This is a genomic window from Burkholderia sp. HI2714, assembly GCF_002223085.1.
GTDB lineage: Bacteria > Pseudomonadota > Gammaproteobacteria > Burkholderiales > Burkholderiaceae > Burkholderia > Burkholderia lata_D.
This window is the reverse complement of the sequence record NZ_NKFM01000062.1, coordinates 408,526-425,394: the sequence shown is the minus strand read 5'-3', so window position 1 is coordinate 425,394 and position 16,869 is coordinate 408,526. Positions and strand designations below refer to the sequence as shown.

The 16,869-nt window shown below is 64.3% G+C and carries 17 protein-coding genes and 1 pseudogene; 11 read left to right on the top strand and 7 right to left on the bottom strand.

The genetic code is table 11. The annotated features are described in order from the left end of the window. The first annotated feature begins 134 nt into the window (after positions 1–134). Together pstS and CFB82_RS42645 are read left to right on the top strand one after the other, a co-directional pair. The gene (gene pstS, locus CFB82_RS35420) at positions 135–1,160 is read left to right on the top strand and encodes a phosphate ABC transporter substrate-binding protein PstS (RefSeq protein ID WP_089487017.1); all 1,026 of its coding nucleotides are present in this window, start codon (positions 135–137) and stop codon (positions 1,158–1,160) included. 269 nt (positions 1,161–1,429) lie between these two features. Further along, on the top strand, positions 1,430–1,774 hold the full coding sequence (locus tag CFB82_RS42645; RefSeq protein ID WP_143751016.1) for a hypothetical protein: 345 nt from the start codon (positions 1,430–1,432) through the stop codon (positions 1,772–1,774). Here CFB82_RS42645 and CFB82_RS35415 read toward each other — a convergent pair. Both CFB82_RS35415 and CFB82_RS44265 read right to left on the bottom strand, forming a co-directional pair. Beyond that, positions 1,755–2,354 (bottom strand): DJ-1/PfpI family protein, encoded by a 600-nt coding sequence (locus CFB82_RS35415; RefSeq protein ID WP_089487016.1) that lies wholly within the window; start codon positions 2,352–2,354, stop codon positions 1,755–1,757. The two genes, CFB82_RS42645 and CFB82_RS35415, sit on opposite strands and share 20 nt — an antisense overlap. A 218-nt stretch (positions 2,355–2,572) precedes the next feature. Continuing rightward, a complete protein-coding gene (locus CFB82_RS44265; RefSeq protein WP_089487015.1) occupies positions 2,573–2,986 on the bottom strand; it encodes a hypothetical protein in 414 nt (137 codons plus the stop codon). A 389-nt stretch (positions 2,987–3,375) separates the two neighbouring features. On the opposite strand from CFB82_RS44265, the gene CFB82_RS35405 reads away from it, so the two are divergent. Beyond that, positions 3,376–3,963, top strand: coding sequence for a hypothetical protein (locus tag CFB82_RS35405; RefSeq protein ID WP_089487014.1), 588 nt, complete (start codon positions 3,376–3,378; stop codon positions 3,961–3,963). 242 nt (positions 3,964–4,205) lie between these two features. On the opposite strand, the gene CFB82_RS35400 is transcribed toward CFB82_RS35405, so the two are convergent. Beyond that, positions 4,206–4,589, bottom strand: a complete 384-nt coding sequence (locus CFB82_RS35400) for an ATP-dependent protease (RefSeq protein ID WP_089487013.1) — start codon at positions 4,587–4,589, stop codon at positions 4,206–4,208. Between the two features lie 111 nt (positions 4,590–4,700). Between CFB82_RS35400 and CFB82_RS35395 the strand changes: the two genes are divergently transcribed. Beyond that, the gene (locus tag CFB82_RS35395; protein WP_256990619.1) at positions 4,701–5,141 is read left to right on the top strand and encodes a hypothetical protein; all 441 of its coding nucleotides are present in this window, start codon (positions 4,701–4,703) and stop codon (positions 5,139–5,141) included. A gap of 372 nt (positions 5,142–5,513) precedes the next feature. On the opposite strand, the gene CFB82_RS35390 is transcribed toward CFB82_RS35395, so the two are convergent. Continuing rightward, on the bottom strand, positions 5,514–6,959 hold the full coding sequence (locus CFB82_RS35390; RefSeq protein ID WP_179255497.1) for a DEAD/DEAH box helicase: 1,446 nt from the start codon (positions 6,957–6,959) through the stop codon (positions 5,514–5,516). A gap of 377 nt (positions 6,960–7,336) precedes the next feature. Between CFB82_RS35390 and CFB82_RS35385 the strand changes: the two genes are divergently transcribed. Next, positions 7,337–8,071, top strand: a complete 735-nt coding sequence (locus tag CFB82_RS35385) for an ABC transporter substrate-binding protein (RefSeq protein ID WP_089487039.1) — start codon at positions 7,337–7,339, stop codon at positions 8,069–8,071. A gap of 138 nt (positions 8,072–8,209) precedes the next feature. Here CFB82_RS35385 and CFB82_RS35380 read toward each other — a convergent pair whose 3' ends face one another. Then, complete coding sequence (locus tag CFB82_RS35380) at positions 8,210–8,854, bottom strand: carbonic anhydrase (RefSeq protein ID WP_089448781.1); 645 nt, start codon at positions 8,852–8,854, stop codon at positions 8,210–8,212. A gap of 364 nt (positions 8,855–9,218) precedes the next feature. On the opposite strand from CFB82_RS35380, the gene CFB82_RS35375 reads away from it, so the two are divergent. Then, positions 9,219–10,010: an MHYT domain-containing protein gene (locus CFB82_RS35375; RefSeq protein WP_089487012.1), complete on the top strand. Its 792-nt coding sequence runs from the start codon at positions 9,219–9,221 to the stop codon at positions 10,008–10,010. A gap of 25 nt (positions 10,011–10,035) precedes the next feature. After that, a pseudogene (locus CFB82_RS35370) lies at positions 10,036–10,227 on the top strand (AraC family transcriptional regulator); the annotation flags it as partial. A gap of 76 nt (positions 10,228–10,303) precedes the next feature. On the opposite strand, the gene CFB82_RS35365 reads toward CFB82_RS35370, so the two are convergent. Further along, the gene (locus CFB82_RS35365) at positions 10,304–11,281 is read right to left on the bottom strand and encodes a LysR family transcriptional regulator (RefSeq protein ID WP_089487011.1); all 978 of its coding nucleotides are present in this window, start codon (positions 11,279–11,281) and stop codon (positions 10,304–10,306) included. Positions 11,282–11,393: 112 nt separating this feature from the next. Here CFB82_RS35365 and CFB82_RS35360 point away from each other — a divergent pair, with 112 nt between their 5' ends. Genes CFB82_RS35360 through CFB82_RS35345 form a run of 4 tightly spaced genes read left to right on the top strand, consistent with a single transcriptional unit; the run spans position 11,394 to position 15,547 of the window. Beyond that, the gene (locus tag CFB82_RS35360; RefSeq protein WP_089487010.1) at positions 11,394–12,566 is read left to right on the top strand and encodes an acyl-CoA dehydrogenase family protein; all 1,173 of its coding nucleotides are present in this window, start codon (positions 11,394–11,396) and stop codon (positions 12,564–12,566) included. 58 nt (positions 12,567–12,624) lie between these two features. Then, the gene (locus tag CFB82_RS35355) at positions 12,625–13,482 is read left to right on the top strand and encodes an FAS1-like dehydratase domain-containing protein (RefSeq protein WP_089487009.1); all 858 of its coding nucleotides are present in this window, start codon (positions 12,625–12,627) and stop codon (positions 13,480–13,482) included. Between the two features lie 10 nt (positions 13,483–13,492). Then, positions 13,493–14,692 carry a CaiB/BaiF CoA transferase family protein gene (locus CFB82_RS35350; protein WP_089487008.1) on the top strand — a complete coding sequence of 400 codons (1,200 nt, stop codon included), beginning with the start codon at positions 13,493–13,495 and terminating at the stop codon, positions 14,690–14,692. Positions 14,693–14,695: 3 nt separating this feature from the next. Continuing rightward, positions 14,696–15,547, top strand: coding sequence for an HpcH/HpaI aldolase/citrate lyase family protein (locus tag CFB82_RS35345; protein WP_089487007.1), 852 nt, complete (start codon positions 14,696–14,698; stop codon positions 15,545–15,547). A 50-nt stretch (positions 15,548–15,597) separates the two neighbouring features. On the opposite strand, the gene CFB82_RS35340 is transcribed toward CFB82_RS35345, so the two are convergent. Beyond that, on the bottom strand, positions 15,598–16,638 hold the full coding sequence (locus CFB82_RS35340) for an LLM class flavin-dependent oxidoreductase (RefSeq protein WP_089487006.1): 1,041 nt from the start codon (positions 16,636–16,638) through the stop codon (positions 15,598–15,600). Between the last annotated feature and the right edge of the window lie 231 nt (positions 16,639–16,869).

Genomic DNA, 16,869 nt, shown 5'->3' with positions numbered 1-16,869 from the left:
GGGTCAGCGGATTTCATAGAGGCCCGCAGCGGCGGTATCGACTGCATCAAGGCCGGATATAGAGCTGCAGCCCATCCTGTCTGTCGGAACACACGAGAACTGTTGCAAACGGGACGCGTTCATATAGGCGTGACATGAACATCCGGATCTTGATGCCCTGCACCCTGGTTCTTGTTGCCCTCCATGCTCACGCGGCAGATATCACCGGCGCAGGCAGTACGTTCGCCGCACCGATTTATGCAAAGTGGGCAGACGCATACAAGCAGGCGGGCGGCGGCAAGGTCAACTACCAAGGCATCGGCTCGTCGGGCGGCCTGAAGCAGATCAACGCGAAGACAGTCGATTTTGCCGGTTCGGATGCTCCGCTGAAGGATGACGAGCTCGCGAAGGAAGGCCTGTTCCAGTTCCCGACGGTGGTCGGCGGCGTGGTGCCGGTCGTCAACGTGCCGGGCATGAAGCCGGGTGAACTGACGCTGTCGGGCCCGGTGCTCGGCGACATCTACCTCGGCAAGATCAAGAAGTGGAACGACCCGGCGATCGCCGCGCTGAACCCGAAGGTCAAGCTGTCGGATACGGACATCGCCGTGGTTCGCCGTGCTGACGGCTCGGGCACGAGCTTCATCTGGACGAACTATCTGTCGAAGGTCAACGGCGAATGGAAGTCGAAGGTCGGCGAAGGTACGACGGTCAATTGGCCGACGGGCACGGGCGGCAAGGGCAATGACGGCGTCGCAGCGTTCGTGCAGCGCCTGCCGGGCGCGATCGGCTACGTCGAATGGGCGTACGCGAAGAAGAACAACATGGTCTATACCGCGCTGAAGAACTCGACGGGCACGGTGGTCGAGCCGAAGACGGAAACGTTCAAGGCCGCTGCTGCAGGCGCGAACTGGTCGAAGTCGTTCTACCAGATCCTGACGAACCAGCCGGGCAAGGACGCGTGGCCGGTCGTCGGCGCGACGTTCGTGCTGCTGCATGCAACGCAAGAGAAGCCGGCACAAGGTGCGGAAACGCTCAAGTTCTTCGACTGGGCATTCCACAACGGCAACCAGGCCGCCACGGAGTTGGACTACATCTCGCTTCCCGAATCGGTGGTGTCCGAAATCCGCACGCAATGGAAAGCGAAAATCAAGGATGCGTCCGGTAAGCCGATTACAAACTGAGTAGTCCGGATGAGACGCGCAATCGCCCGCATTCGCCACGCAGCGAAGGAGGACGTCCCTTTGATGACCTTCCGGACGGTCCATCAGGACCGCCAATCGACGCACACCGCGATGGCGAGCGTGCCTGATTTGAACATCGGACGGACGCACCGCCGATCACGTTGCAATCAGCGGACGATTTGAACCATGAGCGAAGAAGTGATTCGCCGCGCCGACGCGTTCCTGAAAGGCTGACGCACATGCCTTGCGAAGCGTGCATGAATATGCGCATGATGTCCGATCCCGTCGCGCATCGCGGACTGGTGGAATTGCACAAGCCAACGAAATTGCGGCCGCTAGGTCGGCCTGCAATTGTCGTGCGACAGTATCGCTGCCGTCTTTGCACGACGAACTGGCTGGTGGAGTCCGATCCGTTGCAGACCGGCGTCACCGAATGGCTCTGCCTGAATGAGGCATCGAACATTCTCGCCCCCTCTTCCACGCGGCAGCCGAACGACGTGGCAACCGGGCACCTGGGAGAAGCCGGTGTCGGGAACCCGACGCTACCGCTGAGCCCGGCTCATGGCGATGGAGGCAGCGCCATTTTTTTGCGCGCTACGACAGGTAAGGCGTGATGTTCGTCAACGCACGAGAAACGTACGCCTCCTTCTCCCCGACCGGCGCCACGTAATGCAGTGCGCTCCGCGCCGCCTCCTCGCCTTCCAGGCGCGCAATGATCCACGCGGCCAGATACGGCGAAGCCAAGCAGCCACCTGCCGTTGCGACATTACCTTGTGCGAAGAATGGCTGATTGAGGACTTCGACACCCGCCTCGACGACCCAGGGTTTGGTCGTGAGGTCCGTGCACGCCGGGATGTTGTCGAGAAGGCCAAGCTTTGCGAGAACCAGCGTGCCCGAACATTGGGCGCCAATCAGTTGCCGGGTCGGATCGAGATTCAGTTGCGCCATCAGCGTCGCGTCGTTGACGACTTCCCGGGTTTGAATACCGCTCCCGACGATGACGGCATCCGCCGCGCGTGCGTCCGCCAACGTCGACTGCGCCTGCACGGTCAAACCGTTCATCGATGTGACGAATTGCTCCGGGCATGACAGCGTCACCCGCCAGTCGGGCTTCTTGATGCGATTGAGTACGCCCAGCGCGATGAGGGAATCGAGTTCGTTGAAGCCCTGGAAGGTCAGAATCGCGATGTGCATGGGATGCCCTGGCTGTGGTCTGTCGATGCATATTGCCAGATCGGCGCGATGAACGGATTTACGTCGGCGAAAACTTGCGGCTGCTGTTTCGGCCACCGGGACCTGGACGGAAGGTGCACGTCGCGTTCTCACATCAGTGGTGCTTTCCGGGCCGGCGGTTTATGACGCGTAGCCTCACCGGGGAATCTCTTTCCGTTTGGCCCGGTGGGTTCGGAAAGTCAGCGGACAGTCTGTCCGACAACCCGAGCCCACACCGCCCGAATGCGTCGCGCGCGGTCTTCGAGGAGATATGACGCCGCGAGCGTAAAGACACCTGAAATTGCCCCCGTCACGATGTGCTCGACGTAGGGGATGCGGTAGTGACTCGTGTGCGAGTAGGCGTCACCCAACGCGGTCAAGACGCCAACGACCAGCGCATTGCCGTATCGATGCGCGTAGAGTTTTGACACAGGCGTGAACGTCAGAAGTACAGCCAGGAGTCCAGTCAGCAGACCCGTATGAAATGCGATAGTCCAGTGGGCAAGGCTCGTGATATTTCCCCAGCTCCCCGGCATGCACGTCATGCACGCACTGGTCGGCTGCCAGAAACGCTGGACAAACAGTCTGACGCGGTGATTCCACTCGGTTGACATGATGCATTCCCATCAATGCCTTCGTCGCGGCCGAAGCCGCCACACGTATCGTTGAAACAGTTTCCGAACGGTGTAGCGAGCTCGCCGCCGTCGTCACGGATGGGTCGGCTGTGTGCCGTAGAGACTTGGCAATAACCCGGACATGGGGGAATACTACTCCACGATTAGACGGCCGCTGTTTCGATCGAGACCGAAATTTCAACGCTCGAGTCTATCGATGCGGCCCCGTCGTCCGTGACGCGCATCGAACGAGGTGCTTGCGCGCGAAGTCGCGGGCCGGCATCGATCCGAAGCGGTCGGTCGCCTTGCCAGTAAGCGGCCGTTCGAACTATCTATACTTCCCTAACAACATGCTGCCTCCCTGAGCCAGAACGCAAAAGGACGCTCCCATGAGACTGCTAACAACTGCTGAAGCCGATGAATACCTTCAGAAGATTGGCATGCACATCGGAAGTTGGAATCAAATCGCCGATATACCGCGTGAAAGTACTGTACGCACCTACCTGCCGTACAGTGCGCCCACTAACTCGAGAGAACTGTACGTGTTTGCGCATCACGCGGCCGGCTGGTTGCCCGCAGGCAAGTGGAAAATATTCCAGATCGACAATTCGAGCGCGTTCCGCGGGGACGAGCTTCGGTTCATCGATACCCTGCTCGGACCAAATACGGACCTAGGCCGTGAAATCGATGCTTGGTCCCGATCTCTTTTGTTCGATGGGGCCGCAAACGCGAACCTCGATGTTTCTACTGAACTGACCATCGCAAGACTCATCTATCTTTTCTTGCTTTTCGAACAGCATGCCTATGTGGTCTCCTCGGCGAGTTTGAATGGTCAACGGCTAGGCGTACAAGACGGCGTTGTCTATTTCGAGTCCGATGTCTTCTATCGCCCTATAGCTGACCAACTGATTCGCGTGTTCGAGTCTGAGCCATTGCGGCTGCCGTCATGGATGGACCGCTTTTTAGATATCGCTTGATTGACCGCCTATGGCCGGCAACTGTCCGACGCGGCCGCCCAAGCCCGCCCCATTGCTGCAGATCGAGCCGTTGCACCTCGACGGCAAGTGTCAGAGCACAACGGTCACGCGTTCCGAAGATCCGAACGCCTGCCCTCTCTTGACGGGTCGGCTTCAGCAACTGAAAGCCCGACGCACCTCGCGATTGACCTGACTCCAGCCCCGCACCCAGCACGACTTGCGCCCCCAATGGCAAGCCGTGATCAGAGGTCTCCGCGCACTTCACCGGTTCCCAGCGCGCTCCGCTGCCGGTTGACCTCCGCCCAAAGCTCATCGCTGTCGTCATTGCGCAGCACGACCATCCAGTCCAGTTGATCGTCAGTCACGTCGAAGTATTCCAGGATTTCCCGGCGAGCCGCGTCGATGAATTGCGCGTATTCCGGGGTTGCCTGGGCCTGCGCGTGCAAGGCGTCGTATTCGGCATCGTCCGCGCCGCCGCCGTGCTCGTCGATATAGCGCGAGATCCACTCGTCTCGTTCGCGGTCGTAGTCCGCCTCGGCGCGCATCGCCTGCAAAGCCGTGTAGAAATCCAATTGGGCAAACGCGGCGATCGCCGCCGTTGTCGCCTCGTCGAATGTAGTCGTCATTCCATCTCTCATGTCGTTCATCGCACATCATCGCACGGGCCGCACCCGGGCAGGCGCCTCGAGTCCGGACCGCGCGCACATGCCATAATTCGCCCGTTCCCGAGCTACCGAATGCATCGTGTCATACGCGAAATGATTTTGATCAGATCACTTGCCGCCTACCTGTTGATGGCTGGATGTCTTGCTGCAGCGCACGCCGAGACGTATCCGCCAGAAGTATCGAGAAACATCGACAAGCTTCAGTCCCAATGTGCCCGCAAGTCCAACGATCCCAAAGCGCCAGCCTGCATCGAATACAAGGCCACGTTGGCCCGCACCATTCCATCTGCCGTCCAGGCATTGATGCAGCAGGAGGAAGTCGCCAATGACAAATGCCGGAACGGCCCGGCACCAAAATTATTGCCTGACGGGCAATATGCTCCGGGAAGTGCCTGCGCACAACGCGAACAGCTGATGAAGACCCTTCACCAGCACGGCTGGTGCTGGGGCCATACGGACATGGATAGCTACCTCCCGGGTTGGGTAATCTGTCATCCCGGTGAATGGCAGTAAGCCCGCACCCATAGCAGGACAGCATTCCGCAAGGCTGCGAAGGCGGATTGCAGGTCGCAGTCTTCGCCGGCGATGCTCGCATCCGCTGCTGCCGCAACAAGCAGTCGAACTGGTTTCCCGGCAATCCGTCCAGTCTCTCGATCTGCCTTTGCAGTGCTAATCCTCGCCGCCGTCCTGGTATCACCAACGGGCGCTTGTCCCAGCGGACTTTCCTGAACCTCCCGTTTCAGCCTGAAACGGTGGTTCTGAAATTTGCGTCGACGAATCGCGATGGGCTTCAGATTCAACCCGACGACGCCACACGCTCGAGATCGCCTTCAGCCGTCAAACCACCAGCCCTATTCCATGGCCGGCGAGCCGCATCTCCACGCATCAGGACGGACGTTTCCCGCGGGCACCAGCGGGTTTGCCAGCCGGCTTGCGCGCGCCCGCCGCCGGCTTGCCGGCAGATTTGCCACGCGGCTTCTGCACGCTGAACGGGCTGCCGATGGTGTAGTCCGGTCCGTTACCGGCCGGCTTCGCGTGCGGCGCCGCAGCCTTGCGCTTGTTCTCACCACCTTGCGGACGCGGCTTCTTACCCGCCACCGGCACGGCAGCCGACGCAGCTTGCGGCACTTTGGGCTTCTTCGGCTTTTTGGGTTTCTTGATGATCTGGCCCGTCGCGCTGGTTTCCGGCACGCGGTGTTCGGCCTCGAAACCCGGCTCCTCTTCACGGCGCAGCGTTTGCTTGATCAGCGCTTCGATCGCGGCCAGTTGCGGCGCTTCATCCGCACACACCAGGGACACCGCCACGCCACTGGCACCCGCGCGGCCGGTGCGGCCGATGCGGTGCACATAGTCTTGCGCCACGATCGGCAGGTCCACGTTGATCACCAGCGGCAGGTCATCGATATCCAGCCCGCGCGCCGCCACATCGGTGGCCACCAGCATCTGGACCTCGCCCGTCTTGAAGCGCTCCAGCGCACGCAGGCGCGCCGGTTGCGGCTTGTCGCCGTGGATGGTGTCGACCGCATAGCCCGCTTCGTCCAGCATCGCCGCCAGGTAATCCACGCCGTTGCGCGTCTTGACGAATACCAGCGCATGCTCCCACTTGTTCTCGGCCACGAGGTGCATGAAAAGATCGGGCTTGTTCCGCTTGTCCACCGTCACCACCCACTGCTTGATCTTGCTGGCCGTGGCATTGGGCGGGCTGACGCTGATGTTGACCGGGCTACGCAGAATGGTCGCCGCCATCGCACGGATGTCGTCGGTAAACGTGGCCGAGAACAGCAGCGTCTGGCGCTGCGCGGGCAGCGCGGCAAAGACGGCGTTGAGTTCGCGTGCAAAACCGAGATCCAGCATGCGGTCGGCTTCGTCCAGCACCAGCGTCTGCACCTGATCGAACTGCACCGCGTTCTGGCGATTGAGGTCCAGCAAACGACCCGGCGTGGCCACGAGCACATCCACGCCCTTGCGCAACTTCATCATCTGCGGATTGATGCTCACGCCGCCGTAAGCGGCCAGAAATCGCAAATCGAGGCCCTTGCCGTAAGCGATGAAGCTTTGCAGCACCTGTTCAGCCAGTTCACGCGTGGGCACCAGCACCAGAACACGTGCGCGGTTGCTGGACACCGCCGGGCCGTGTTGCACCAGCCGCTGCAACAGCGGCAGCGCAAACCCCGCCGTCTTGCCCGTGCCGGTCTGGGCGCCCGCCATCACGTCCTTGCCACCGAGCACGGCAGGAATCGCCTTGGCCTGCACCGGCGTGGGGGCCTGGTAATTGAGGTCCTGCAGGTTACGCAGCAAGGGATCGATCAGGCCGAGCGAGGCAAAAGACATGGACGTATTCCGGACTAAAACCGCAATTCTAGCGGTTGCCGGGCGAATCAAGGCCCACGGCGCCTGGCTGGACGGCACCACGGGGAGCGGCGACACGGCCAACCGACAGCCGCCGGTGGCGCGAAGCACGCAAATCCCCCCTCTTCCCGCATCAAATCGCCTCTCGCAGCCACGCCATCCCTTTGCCCGCCCTTCACGGTTCGGGCCGCTAGATGAGGGAAAGGCACCTATCTCGCGTCTCCCGGTTGACGCCGAAGGCCGGCTTGCGTCGCTCGACGCCGCTCGATGACGAAAGCCAGGTGTTAAGCTCGATGCCGACGCGCCGTCGCACATCGACGCGCGCCGAACCCTGCCGCCACGACCACCACGAGCCGCCCATGCCCCTCGCCCCTTCCGTCCTCTCCGCGTTCACGCCGACCGGCAAGCTGCGCGCGTCGATCAACCTCGGCAACCCGATCCTCGCGAACCGCGACCCGGCGACGGGCGAACCGTTCGGCGTGTCGATCGACCTTGCGCGCGCGTTCGCCGAGCGCCTGTCGGCCGAGCTGGAACTGGTCGTGTTCGACACTGCCGGCAAATCGGTGCAGGCACTGACCGACGAGCGTGCCGATTTCGGCTTCTTCGCGGTCGATCCGCTGCGCGGCGAAACGGTCGCGTTCACGGCGCCGTACGTGCTGATCGAGGGGTTCTATCTGGTGCGCGACGCTTCGCCGATCCGCACGAACGCGGACGTCGACCAGCCGGGCAACCGCGTGACCGTTGGCAAGGGCAGCGCCTACGACCTGTTCCTCACGCGCGAACTGAAGGCCGCGCAAATCGTGCGTGCACCGACGTCGCAAGCCGTCGTGCGGACCTTCCTCGAACAGCAACTGGAAGTGGCCGCAGGCGTGAAGCAGCAGCTCGAGGCCGACGCCGCTAAAACGCCCGGCCTGCGCCTGCTCGACGAGCGGTTCATGGTGATCCGGCAGGCCATGGGCGTGCCGAAGAGCCGCGGCGAAGCGGCCGCGGCGGCACTGAATGCGTTCGTCGAGGAAATGAAGGCGTCAGGCTTCGTCGCGGATTCGCTGCGACGGCATGGCATCACCGGCGCATCCGTCGCGCCGCAAGGGTGATTGCATCGGGCGTGACGCAGCGCGCCAGGACCGCGCTCGCCCCGCTCATCGGCCGCCTCGGGTGCGGGCAGCCGCGATCGCTTCCCGCTTTTCCACTCGGCATGGCGGATATGACCGGCCGGAACAAGGCCCCTTCGCTCAGTACGACTTGACCGCCACCGTGGTCGGCGACTCGCTCAACGGAACGAATCGGCGCGTGGTGCCGTCGAGTGCGTCGATGCGCCCCATCTCGATGTCGTAGACCCAACCGTGCAGATTCATGCGTCCTTGCTCGAGCGCGAGGGCAACCGACGGATGCGTGCGCAGGTTGGCGAGCTGCGCGATCACGTTCTCGCGCACCAGACCGTCGAGCTTGGCCCGAGGGGAGTCGAACTGATGCGCGGCATTGATGGCTTTCGCGGCATCGGAATGGCGCAACCAGTTCGCAACAGCCGGCATATGGTCGAGACATGTACACCGCGAGATCGCGCCCATCGCGCCGCAATCCGAGTGCCCGCAAATGACGATATCCCGCACGCCGAGCACGGCGACTGCGTATTCGACGGTGGCCGACACGCCGCCCGGTTCCGGTCCGTACGACGGGACGATGTTGCCCGCGTTGCGAATCACGAACAGTTCGCCCGGCTCACGCTGCGTCAGCAGTTCGGGCACCACGCGGCTGTCCGAGCATGTCACGAACAGCGCCTTGGGATTCTGGGTGGTCGCGAGCTGCTTGAACAGCTCGACACGTTGCGGATAGACCTCGCGCTGAAAGCGCAGAAAGCCGTCGATGATGTCGCGCACGGGACTCTCCTGATACGAATTCACGGCGGGCGGCAACGTGATGGCACGCCGCGTCCGCCAAGACGGGCGCCATTATCGCAGATCGACGGCGTCGTGATGAGGCTGGCGCGGACGTCGGCCGGCCGGACTCCCTCGACGCGCGCCCATGCGCGCACGGCGCATCCGATCCGGTCCGCCCGGGACCGAAAACCCTGCACGATCCGGGGACGTCCGTCGCACCGACGCACCACCCTAAGTTGGCAGCGGCGCCCTTGATTCGATGCCGGGTTTCGGTATATTTGCGGGACAACCGAGGGGACGGCGCACTCGCAAAAAATAGGGCGCCCTCAAACGACCAAAAAGCCTATAACCGAGAATAACGATCATGTCCGGCACCTACGACCCTACGCTTGTCGTACTTTCCTGCTTGCTTTCGATCCTTGCATCGTTCACCGCACTCAATATTTCCGATCGCCTGAATCTCATCGGGAATCGTTCGATCTGGCCTTGGATCGCTTTCGGCGGTTGCATCATGGGGCTCGGTATCTGGTCGATGCATTTCGTCGCCATGCTGGCATTTCACCTGCCGGTCGCTGTCGGATACGATATTCCCACCACCGTCGCTTCCTTGCTCATTGCGATTGCGGCTTCGACCGTCGGCTTCATCCCGCTCTCCCGCTTCGCCCTGCATTGGCCGCAACTCATTGTCAGCGCAATCGTCATGGGACTGGGCGTCGCCTGCATGCACTATCTCGGCATGCAGGCCATGAGCATCTGCTCCGGTATTCGATACCAGCCCTGGTTGGTCGCGCTGTCCGTCATCATCGCGATCCTGGCGAGCGGCGCCGCCTTGTTGCTGGCCTTCGACCTGCGCCGGCCGAGCACATTCGGCAGAACACGCCAGATCGGTTCGGCCATCGTCATGGGCGTGGCCGTGTGCGGGATGCATTATTGCGGCATGGCAGCGGCCAGTTTCGAACGTGGCAGCGACGCGACGGTGACCCTCTCCGATCTGCCCGCACCGTGGCTGGCCGGTATCGTCGTGACTTTCAGCCTGGTGATTTTCCTGGTCGCCGCCGTGATCATGCTGCTGGATGCCAGAACCAATACCCAGGCACGAGAACGCGTTCAGGCGACATTGAGCACCCATCTCGATCGACGGAATCCCACTCGCTGACAGGGCACGCTCGGCTTCATCCGGCCGCTGCGCGATCCTGACCTACACCGGGCCGTACAACGAAATGGACCAGCCGGATAACTGGATGATCTCCGAATGGCTGCCCGCGAGCGGCATGGTGCCGGCCGACTTCCCGATGTTCGAGCAGTACCTGAACGACCCGCGCAGCACACCGCCCGCGCAGTTGCAGACGCGCATCTGCATGCCGTTGAAGTAAGCGTCGCACGGCCCCGCGGCGTCACACCGGGGCTCTCCGGCGATGGCTGATCCCCGGCCGGGCACGCCCGCCGGGGTCAACCACGACCGCCCTGAAGGCGGTTCACGCCAGTCACGGGCTCGCCCTGGCCCAGCCAGCGTGCGTCGGGCCAGTCGCCCTGGTCGAACGTCGCCTTCACGCAATCGAGCAGCACACCGACCACGCAGCGCACCGGCGCCGTGGCCTGCCGGCTACTGGGCGCCGCCAGCACGATCGTGCGCCGGACGCCCGGCGACGCGAGCGGCGCCGCGCTCAGGATGCCGCGCTCGACCTCCTGCGTCACGCCGACGGCCGGCAGGATCGTCCAGCCGTGGCCTTGCGCGACCAGTTCCTTCTGCACGCTCAGCGCATTGGTTTCGGCGAACACCTGCAACGTCACGCCCGCCTCGGCCGCCGCGTGCTCGATCGCTGCCCGCAGGCCCTGCGGCGCGGACGGCAGGATGAACGACTCGCGCGCGACCCGCTCGAGCGACACCGGCCGCTTGCGCGACAGCTTGGCCGACGGCGCCGCGACAGCCCACAGACTCTCGTCGATCAATGCCTTGACGTGCAGCGCGGGCGTCTCCTTCTGCCCGTACAGCAGCGCCGCATCGACATCGCCCGCTTCGAGCCAGTCCTGCAGGTGGCCCGCGTAGCCGATCGTGAGGCGCAGCCGGATGTGCGGGTAGCGCCGCGCGACCTCGCCCGCCAGCCGCGTGGCCAGCAGGTCCGACGTGCTGGCCAGCAGCCCGATGCTCACGATGCCCGCCACCGGCCCCTCGGTCGGCTGGATCTCGGCCTTGGCCCGCGCCACCTCGTTGAGGATGCGGCGCGCGTATTCGAGCATCTTCTTGCCCGACGGCGTGAGCTGCATGCCGTGACGGCTGCGGTCGAACAATTCCGTCCCCATGTCCTCCTCGAGCAGGCGCAACTGCCGCGACACGGCCGGCTGCACGAGATTCAACAGGCTCGATGCGCGGGTGACGTTGCCCGTTTCGGCCACGGTGACAAACGCGCGCAATTGCTTCAGATCCATCGCGGATACCTCGATACCAAAAACTGATTCGGCGATCAGGAAATTCTATTGTTTAAGAAATCCATCAAAACTTATTATGGCCTCAACCCATGCCAATGACGAGACACGATTCATGAGCGCCTCCGTTTTCTCCGCCCCCGACCAGTACCAGGCAATCCGCGACGCGGTACGCAGCCTGTGCAATCAGTTTCCGGCCGACTACCACCGCAAGATCGACGAGGCGCGCGGCTACCCCGAAGCGTTCGTCACGGCCCTTACGCAGGCCGGCTGGCTGGCCGCGCTGATTCCGCAGGAATACGGCGGCCCGGGGCTGTCGATGGCCGAGGCGTCGGTCATCATGGAAGAGATCAACCGCTCCGGCGGCAATTCGGGCGCGTGCCACGGCCAGATGTACGTGATGAACACCATCGTGTTCAGCGGCACCGACGCGCAGAAGCAGCGCTACCTGCCGCGCATCGCGGCGGGCGAGCTGCGCGTGCAGTCGATGGGCGTGACCGAGCCCACCACCGGCAGCGACACCACCAAGCTCAAGACCACGGCCGTGAAGAAGGACGGCCGCTGGGTCATCAACGGGCAGAAGGTGTGGATCTCGCGGGTCCAGCACAGCGACCTGCTGATCCTGCTCGCACGCACGATGCCGCTCGACCAGGTGCAGAAGAAGAGCGACGGGCTGTCGTGCTTCATCGTCGAACTGGACAAGGCGATCGGCAACGGCCTCACGGTTCGCCCCATCCTCAACATGGTCAACCACGAGACCAACGAGTTGTTCTTCGACAACCTGGAGCTGCCGGAAGACGCGCTGCTCGGCACCGAAGGCAAGGGGCTGAAGGTGATCTTCGACGGCCTGAACGCCGAGCGCACGTTGATCGCGGCCGAGTGCATCGGCGACGGCTACTGGTTTCTCGAGAAAGCGCGCGATTATGCGAACGAGCGCAAGGTGTTCGGTCGCCCGATCGGGCAGAACCAGGGCATCCAGTTTCCGCTGGCCGAATCGTTCATCGAGCTGGAGGCCGCGAACCTGATGCGTTGGCGCGCTTGCGAGAAGATCGACGCGCGCCAGAATGCCGGGGTCGAGGCCAACATGGCCAAGTACCTGGCCGCGAAGGCCAGCTGGGAAACGGCCAATGCGTGCTTGCAAACGCACGGCGGCTTCGGCTTCGCCTGCGAATACGACGTGGAGCGCAAGTTCCGCGAAACGCGCCTGTACCAGGTCGCGCCGATTTCCACCAACATGATCCTCGGGCATGTGGCCGAGCACGTGCTGCAGCTCCCCCGTTCCTACTGATTCCGGAAGGATTCCTCTCCATGACGATTCCCGTACCGGATATCGAGCACCCAACGCCATGAGTGTCGAGCCTTCCGAATCCTTCGACGCGTGGGTCGGCCGCCACGAAGACAGCGCGGACCGGATTACCCGGAGCCCTGTCCGTCTGCTGCAGGCGACACTGGACTACGCGAACCCATCCGAACTCCCCGCGACGCTGCCGCCGCTGTGGCACTGGCTGTACTTCCTGCCGGGCGAGCGTCAGTCGAACATTGGTATTGACGGTCACCCGCAGCGCGGCGGCTTCCTGCCGCCCGTCACGCTGCCGCGCCGCATGTGGGCCGGCGGACGGCTGCAGTTCCTGCGCCCGCTGGCCGTCGATGCAGCCGTGCAGCGTCGGTCCACGATCCTCAGCGTGCAGAGTAAATCCGGCCGCAGCGGCCGGCTGGTGTTCGTCACCGTGCTGCACGAAACGAGCGACGCCGAAGGCGTGGCTGTCCGCGAGGAACAGGACATCGTGTACCGCGACGCACCGCCGCCTGCCACTGCCGGCGCACCGGCCCCCCAGCCGGCACCGGCGCCGACCGACGAAGAGTATTCGCGCGTCGTCACGCCCGATCCGGTGCTGCTGATGCGCTTTTCCGCCCTCACCTTCAACGGCCACCGGATCCACTACGACCGGCCTTACGCGATGCAGGAAGAAGGCTATCCGGGCCTCGTGGTGCACGGCCCGCTGATCGCGATGCTGCTGCTGGAGGAACTGCGCCGCACGCACCCCAGCAAGACCGTACGCCGCTTCGAGTTCAAGGCCGTCAGCCCGCTGTTCGACACCGCGCCGTTCACGGTGAACGGCAAGCTCGAAGGACATGCCGCCCGCCTGTGGGCGCGCGGCCCGCAAGGGCAGCTGGCCATGCAGGCCAGCGCCGAACTGGAATAACGATCCGACCATGCAAGCTCGCAAAGCTCAACCCGGCCCGCTGAGCGGGATGACCGTCGTCACGCTCGAACACGCGATCGCCGCGCCGTTCTGCACGCGCCAGCTCGCCGACCTCGGCGCCCGCGTCATCAAGGTGGAGCGCCCCGGCGTGGGCGATTTCGCGCGGGCGTACGATCACCGCACCCGCGGTCTCGCGTCGCACTTCGTGTGGACCAACCGGTCGAAGGAAAGCCTCACGCTGGACCTGAAGCAACCGGCCGCGCAGGCGGTGCTGGGCGAGCTCGTGGCCCAGGCCGACGTGCTGGTGCAGAACCTCGCGCCCGGCGCGGCCGCGCGCATGGGCCTGTCGTTCGACGCGCTGCATGCGAAGCACCCGCGGCTGATCGTCTGCGACATCTCGGGCTACGGCGCCGACGGCCCTTACCGCGACAAGAAAGCCTACGACCTGCTGATCCAGAGCGAGGCGGCGTTCCTGTCGATCACGGGCACGGCCGACGAGCCGTGCAAGGCCGGCATTTCAATCGCCGACATCGCGGCGGGCATGTATGCGTACACGGGTATCCTCAGCGCGCTCCTGCAGCGCGGCGTCACGGGCATCGGCTCGCACGTGGAAATTTCGATGCTCGAGGCGCTCGCCGAGTGGATGGGCTTCCCGATGTACTACGCGTACGACGGTCAGCCGCAGCCGGACCGCAGCGGCGCCGCGCACGCGACCATCTACCCGTACGGCCCGTTCGAGGCCGGCGACGGCCGCGTCGTGATGCTCGGCCTGCAGAACGAGCGCGAATGGAAAGCGTTCTGCGATGTCGTGCTGCGCGACCCGGCGCTCGCGGCCGATCCGCGCTTCGACGCCAACGTGCGCCGCTCGGAACATCGCGCGGAACTGAAGGCCGTGATCGAACAGGCGTTCTCCTCCCTCACCGCGCAGGACGTGATCGCGCGCCTCGACGAAGCGCAGATCGCGAACGCCGCCGTGAACCAGATCGGCGATCTCTGGACACATCCGCAACTGCACGCGCGCCAGCGCTTTCGCTCGATCGACTCGCCGGCCGGCGAACTGCAGGCGCTGCTGCCGCCCGCCACGATCGACAGCTTCGACGTGCGCATGGACGCGGTGCCCGCGCTGGGCGAGCACAGCGCGGCCATCCTGCACGAACTCGGGCGCACCGACGCCGATATCGAACAACTGCGCGCCGCCGGCGTGATCTGAGCCATGCCCAAGCCTCTCTCCCCCGTCCATCACGCGCGCAGTCTGCTGTTCGTGCCGGCCACCCGCCCCGAGCGCTTTGCGAAGGCGCTCGGCTCGGGGGCCGACTGCATCATCGTCGACCTCGAAGATGCCGTCAGCCCCGACAGCAAGGACGACGCACGCGCGCAACTCGCGGAGCATCTGCCGCTGCTGACGGACGAGCAGCGTGCGCGCACCGTCGTGCGCGTGAACGCGGTCGGCACGCCGTGGCACGACGCGGACATCGCGCTGCTGCGCGTCTGGGCCGCGCAAGGCGTGGTCGTAATGCTGCCGAAGTCCGAAGACGCGGGCGCGATGCGCCACGTCGCGGCGCAGCTCGGCGAGCACGCGCAACTCGTCGCGCTGATCGAATCGCTGGCCGGGCTCGATGCGGCCGACGCGCTGGCGCGCGACCCGCAGGTCGTGCGCGTCGCGTTCGGGCATCTGGATTTCCAGCTCGATCTCGGCATGCGCGCGACACCCGACGAGCCGGAGCTCGCCTTTGCGCGCAATGCGATCGTGGCCGCGTCGCGTCGCGCGCAGTTGCCCGCGCCGATCGACGGCGTGACCACGCGCACCGACGATGCCGAGCGTCTGACGGCCGATGCCCGACGCGCGCGCGCATTCGGGTTCGGCGGGAAACTTTGCATCCACCCGGCCCAGGTCGCCGGCGTGAACGATGCGATGGGCTATTCGGAAGACGAGCAGGCGTGGGCGCGCCGCGTGATCGACGCAGCCGCGAAACACGGCGGCGCCGCGTTCAGCCTGGACGGCCGGATGGTCGATCTCCCGGTGATTCGTGCGGCCGAGGCGATCATCGCCGGTACTCGGAAATAATCGATCGCTACTACGCAGCGCGCCCCACCGGTCCGCACCCGCGCCGCCGCTCAGGCCGCCGCCTGTTCGCGCCGATCGGCGGGACGCCAGCCGAGCGCCGGTGCGATACGCGTGATGACATCGTCGAGAATCTGCAGATAATTCTCGAACGGCAGGTTGTAGGGCAGTTCGACGCGCAGTTCCCGCACCTGTCCGACCACCGGATCGGCCAGCAGCCGCTCCAGGATTTCGTCCGAGGTGCCGACGAGATCCGGCGCGTACAGCGTGCGTCGCTCGCCCTGCGGCGCCAGCGTGCGGGCATGACGCCCGTCCGCAAACGCGCGATAGCGTTCGCGCTCTTTCGCGCTCGCGCCGTCGGTCGGGACGATCACGCGCCCCAGCGAAATACGCGGTGCGTGGGCTTCATGCCAATGGTCGCGATACAACGCCAGCTGCCGCAACTGGGCGTCGATATGGCTGTCGGTGCCCTCGCCCGTGGTCACGTTGGCGATCAGCAGGTTGAAGCCGTTCCGGGCCGCCCATTCGGCCGACCGCGTGGACCCCGCGCCGTACCAGAGCCGCCCCGTCAAGCCGGGTGCGAAGGGGCTCACGCGCGGCCGGACCTTGCCCGCCGCCGATTCCACGAACGTGTCTTCGTCACCGAGCCAGTCGCCGGCCAGATTGCGGCGCAGCCGGACCAGGCGTGCATGCGAGAAGTCGACCTGCTCCGGATCGGTGTCGAACAGGCGTTCGCCCAGCAGCGCCCCGTGAATCGGCGCACCCGCACTGAGTCCGACGTTGAGCCGCCCGCGCGACAGCACGTCGACGGTGGCGAGATCCTCTGCCAGCCGGAACGGATTCTCGTATCCCATCTGGATGACCGCCGTGCCCAATCCGATCCGGGTCGTGCGCTGGCTCGCCGCCGCGAGAAACGTGGCGGCCGACGAGACGGCACGCTCGAGATGGCGTTGCCGTATCCAGGCACCGTCGTAGCCGAGCGCCTCGCCCGCGTGGAACAAATCGAGCGCCCGCTCGAATCCCTCCGCTGCATCTTCGCCGGGGTAATTTCCCGTTGTCAGGAAGGCAATTTGATCAATGCGTACGTTGCTCACTTTCGGGTCCTTCGCAATCAGTCGAAAATCGAAAGGAATGAGGCATCGCGCTCGACCTCGAAAAAGGTCGCGCACATCGGATTCAAGCGGTCATGAGGAAGCGTGGAAGGGACAGACGACTTCACATGCGCATTCGATTATGGAGAACGTGCGACTGCCCCGTTGCGGTGATTTCTTCTATGGATATGACACGCGCATCAATAATGGAATTCGCGATTGAGGCTGGACGGT

Bases quoted from the DNA above. Each gene is read 5' to 3' on its own strand.
- CFB82_RS42645 (WP_143751016.1), top strand. From the start codon at position 1,430: ATGATGTCCGATCCCGTCGCGCATCGCGGACTGGTGGAATTGCACAAG.
- CFB82_RS35375 (WP_089487012.1), top strand. From the start codon at position 9,219: ATGTCCGGCACCTACGACCCTACGCTTGTCGTACTTTCCTGCTTGCTT.
- CFB82_RS44265 (WP_089487015.1), bottom strand. From the start codon at position 2,986: ATGTCAACCGAGTGGAATCACCGCGTCAGACTGTTTGTCCAGCGTTTC.
- CFB82_RS35400 (WP_089487013.1), bottom strand. From the start codon at position 4,589: ATGACGACTACATTCGACGAGGCGACAACGGCGGCGATCGCCGCGTTT.
- CFB82_RS35360 (WP_089487010.1), top strand. From the start codon at position 11,394: ATGAGCGCCTCCGTTTTCTCCGCCCCCGACCAGTACCAGGCAATCCGC.
- CFB82_RS35345 (WP_089487007.1), top strand. From the start codon at position 14,696: ATGCCCAAGCCTCTCTCCCCCGTCCATCACGCGCGCAGTCTGCTGTTC.
- CFB82_RS35385 (WP_089487039.1), top strand. From the start codon at position 7,337: ATGCCCCTCGCCCCTTCCGTCCTCTCCGCGTTCACGCCGACCGGCAAG.
- CFB82_RS35365 (WP_089487011.1), bottom strand. From the start codon at position 11,281: ATGGATCTGAAGCAATTGCGCGCGTTTGTCACCGTGGCCGAAACGGGC.
- CFB82_RS35415 (WP_089487016.1), bottom strand. From the start codon at position 2,354: ATGCACATCGCGATTCTGACCTTCCAGGGCTTCAACGAACTCGATTCC.
- CFB82_RS35355 (WP_089487009.1), top strand. From the start codon at position 12,625: ATGAGTGTCGAGCCTTCCGAATCCTTCGACGCGTGGGTCGGCCGCCAC.
- CFB82_RS35350 (WP_089487008.1), top strand. From the start codon at position 13,493: ATGCAAGCTCGCAAAGCTCAACCCGGCCCGCTGAGCGGGATGACCGTC.
- pstS (WP_089487017.1), top strand. From the start codon at position 135: ATGAACATCCGGATCTTGATGCCCTGCACCCTGGTTCTTGTTGCCCTC.
- CFB82_RS35390 (WP_179255497.1), bottom strand. From the start codon at position 6,959: ATGTCTTTTGCCTCGCTCGGCCTGATCGATCCCTTGCTGCGTAACCTG.
- CFB82_RS35395 (WP_256990619.1), top strand. From the start codon at position 4,701: ATGCATCGTGTCATACGCGAAATGATTTTGATCAGATCACTTGCCGCC.
- CFB82_RS35405 (WP_089487014.1), top strand. From the start codon at position 3,376: ATGAGACTGCTAACAACTGCTGAAGCCGATGAATACCTTCAGAAGATT.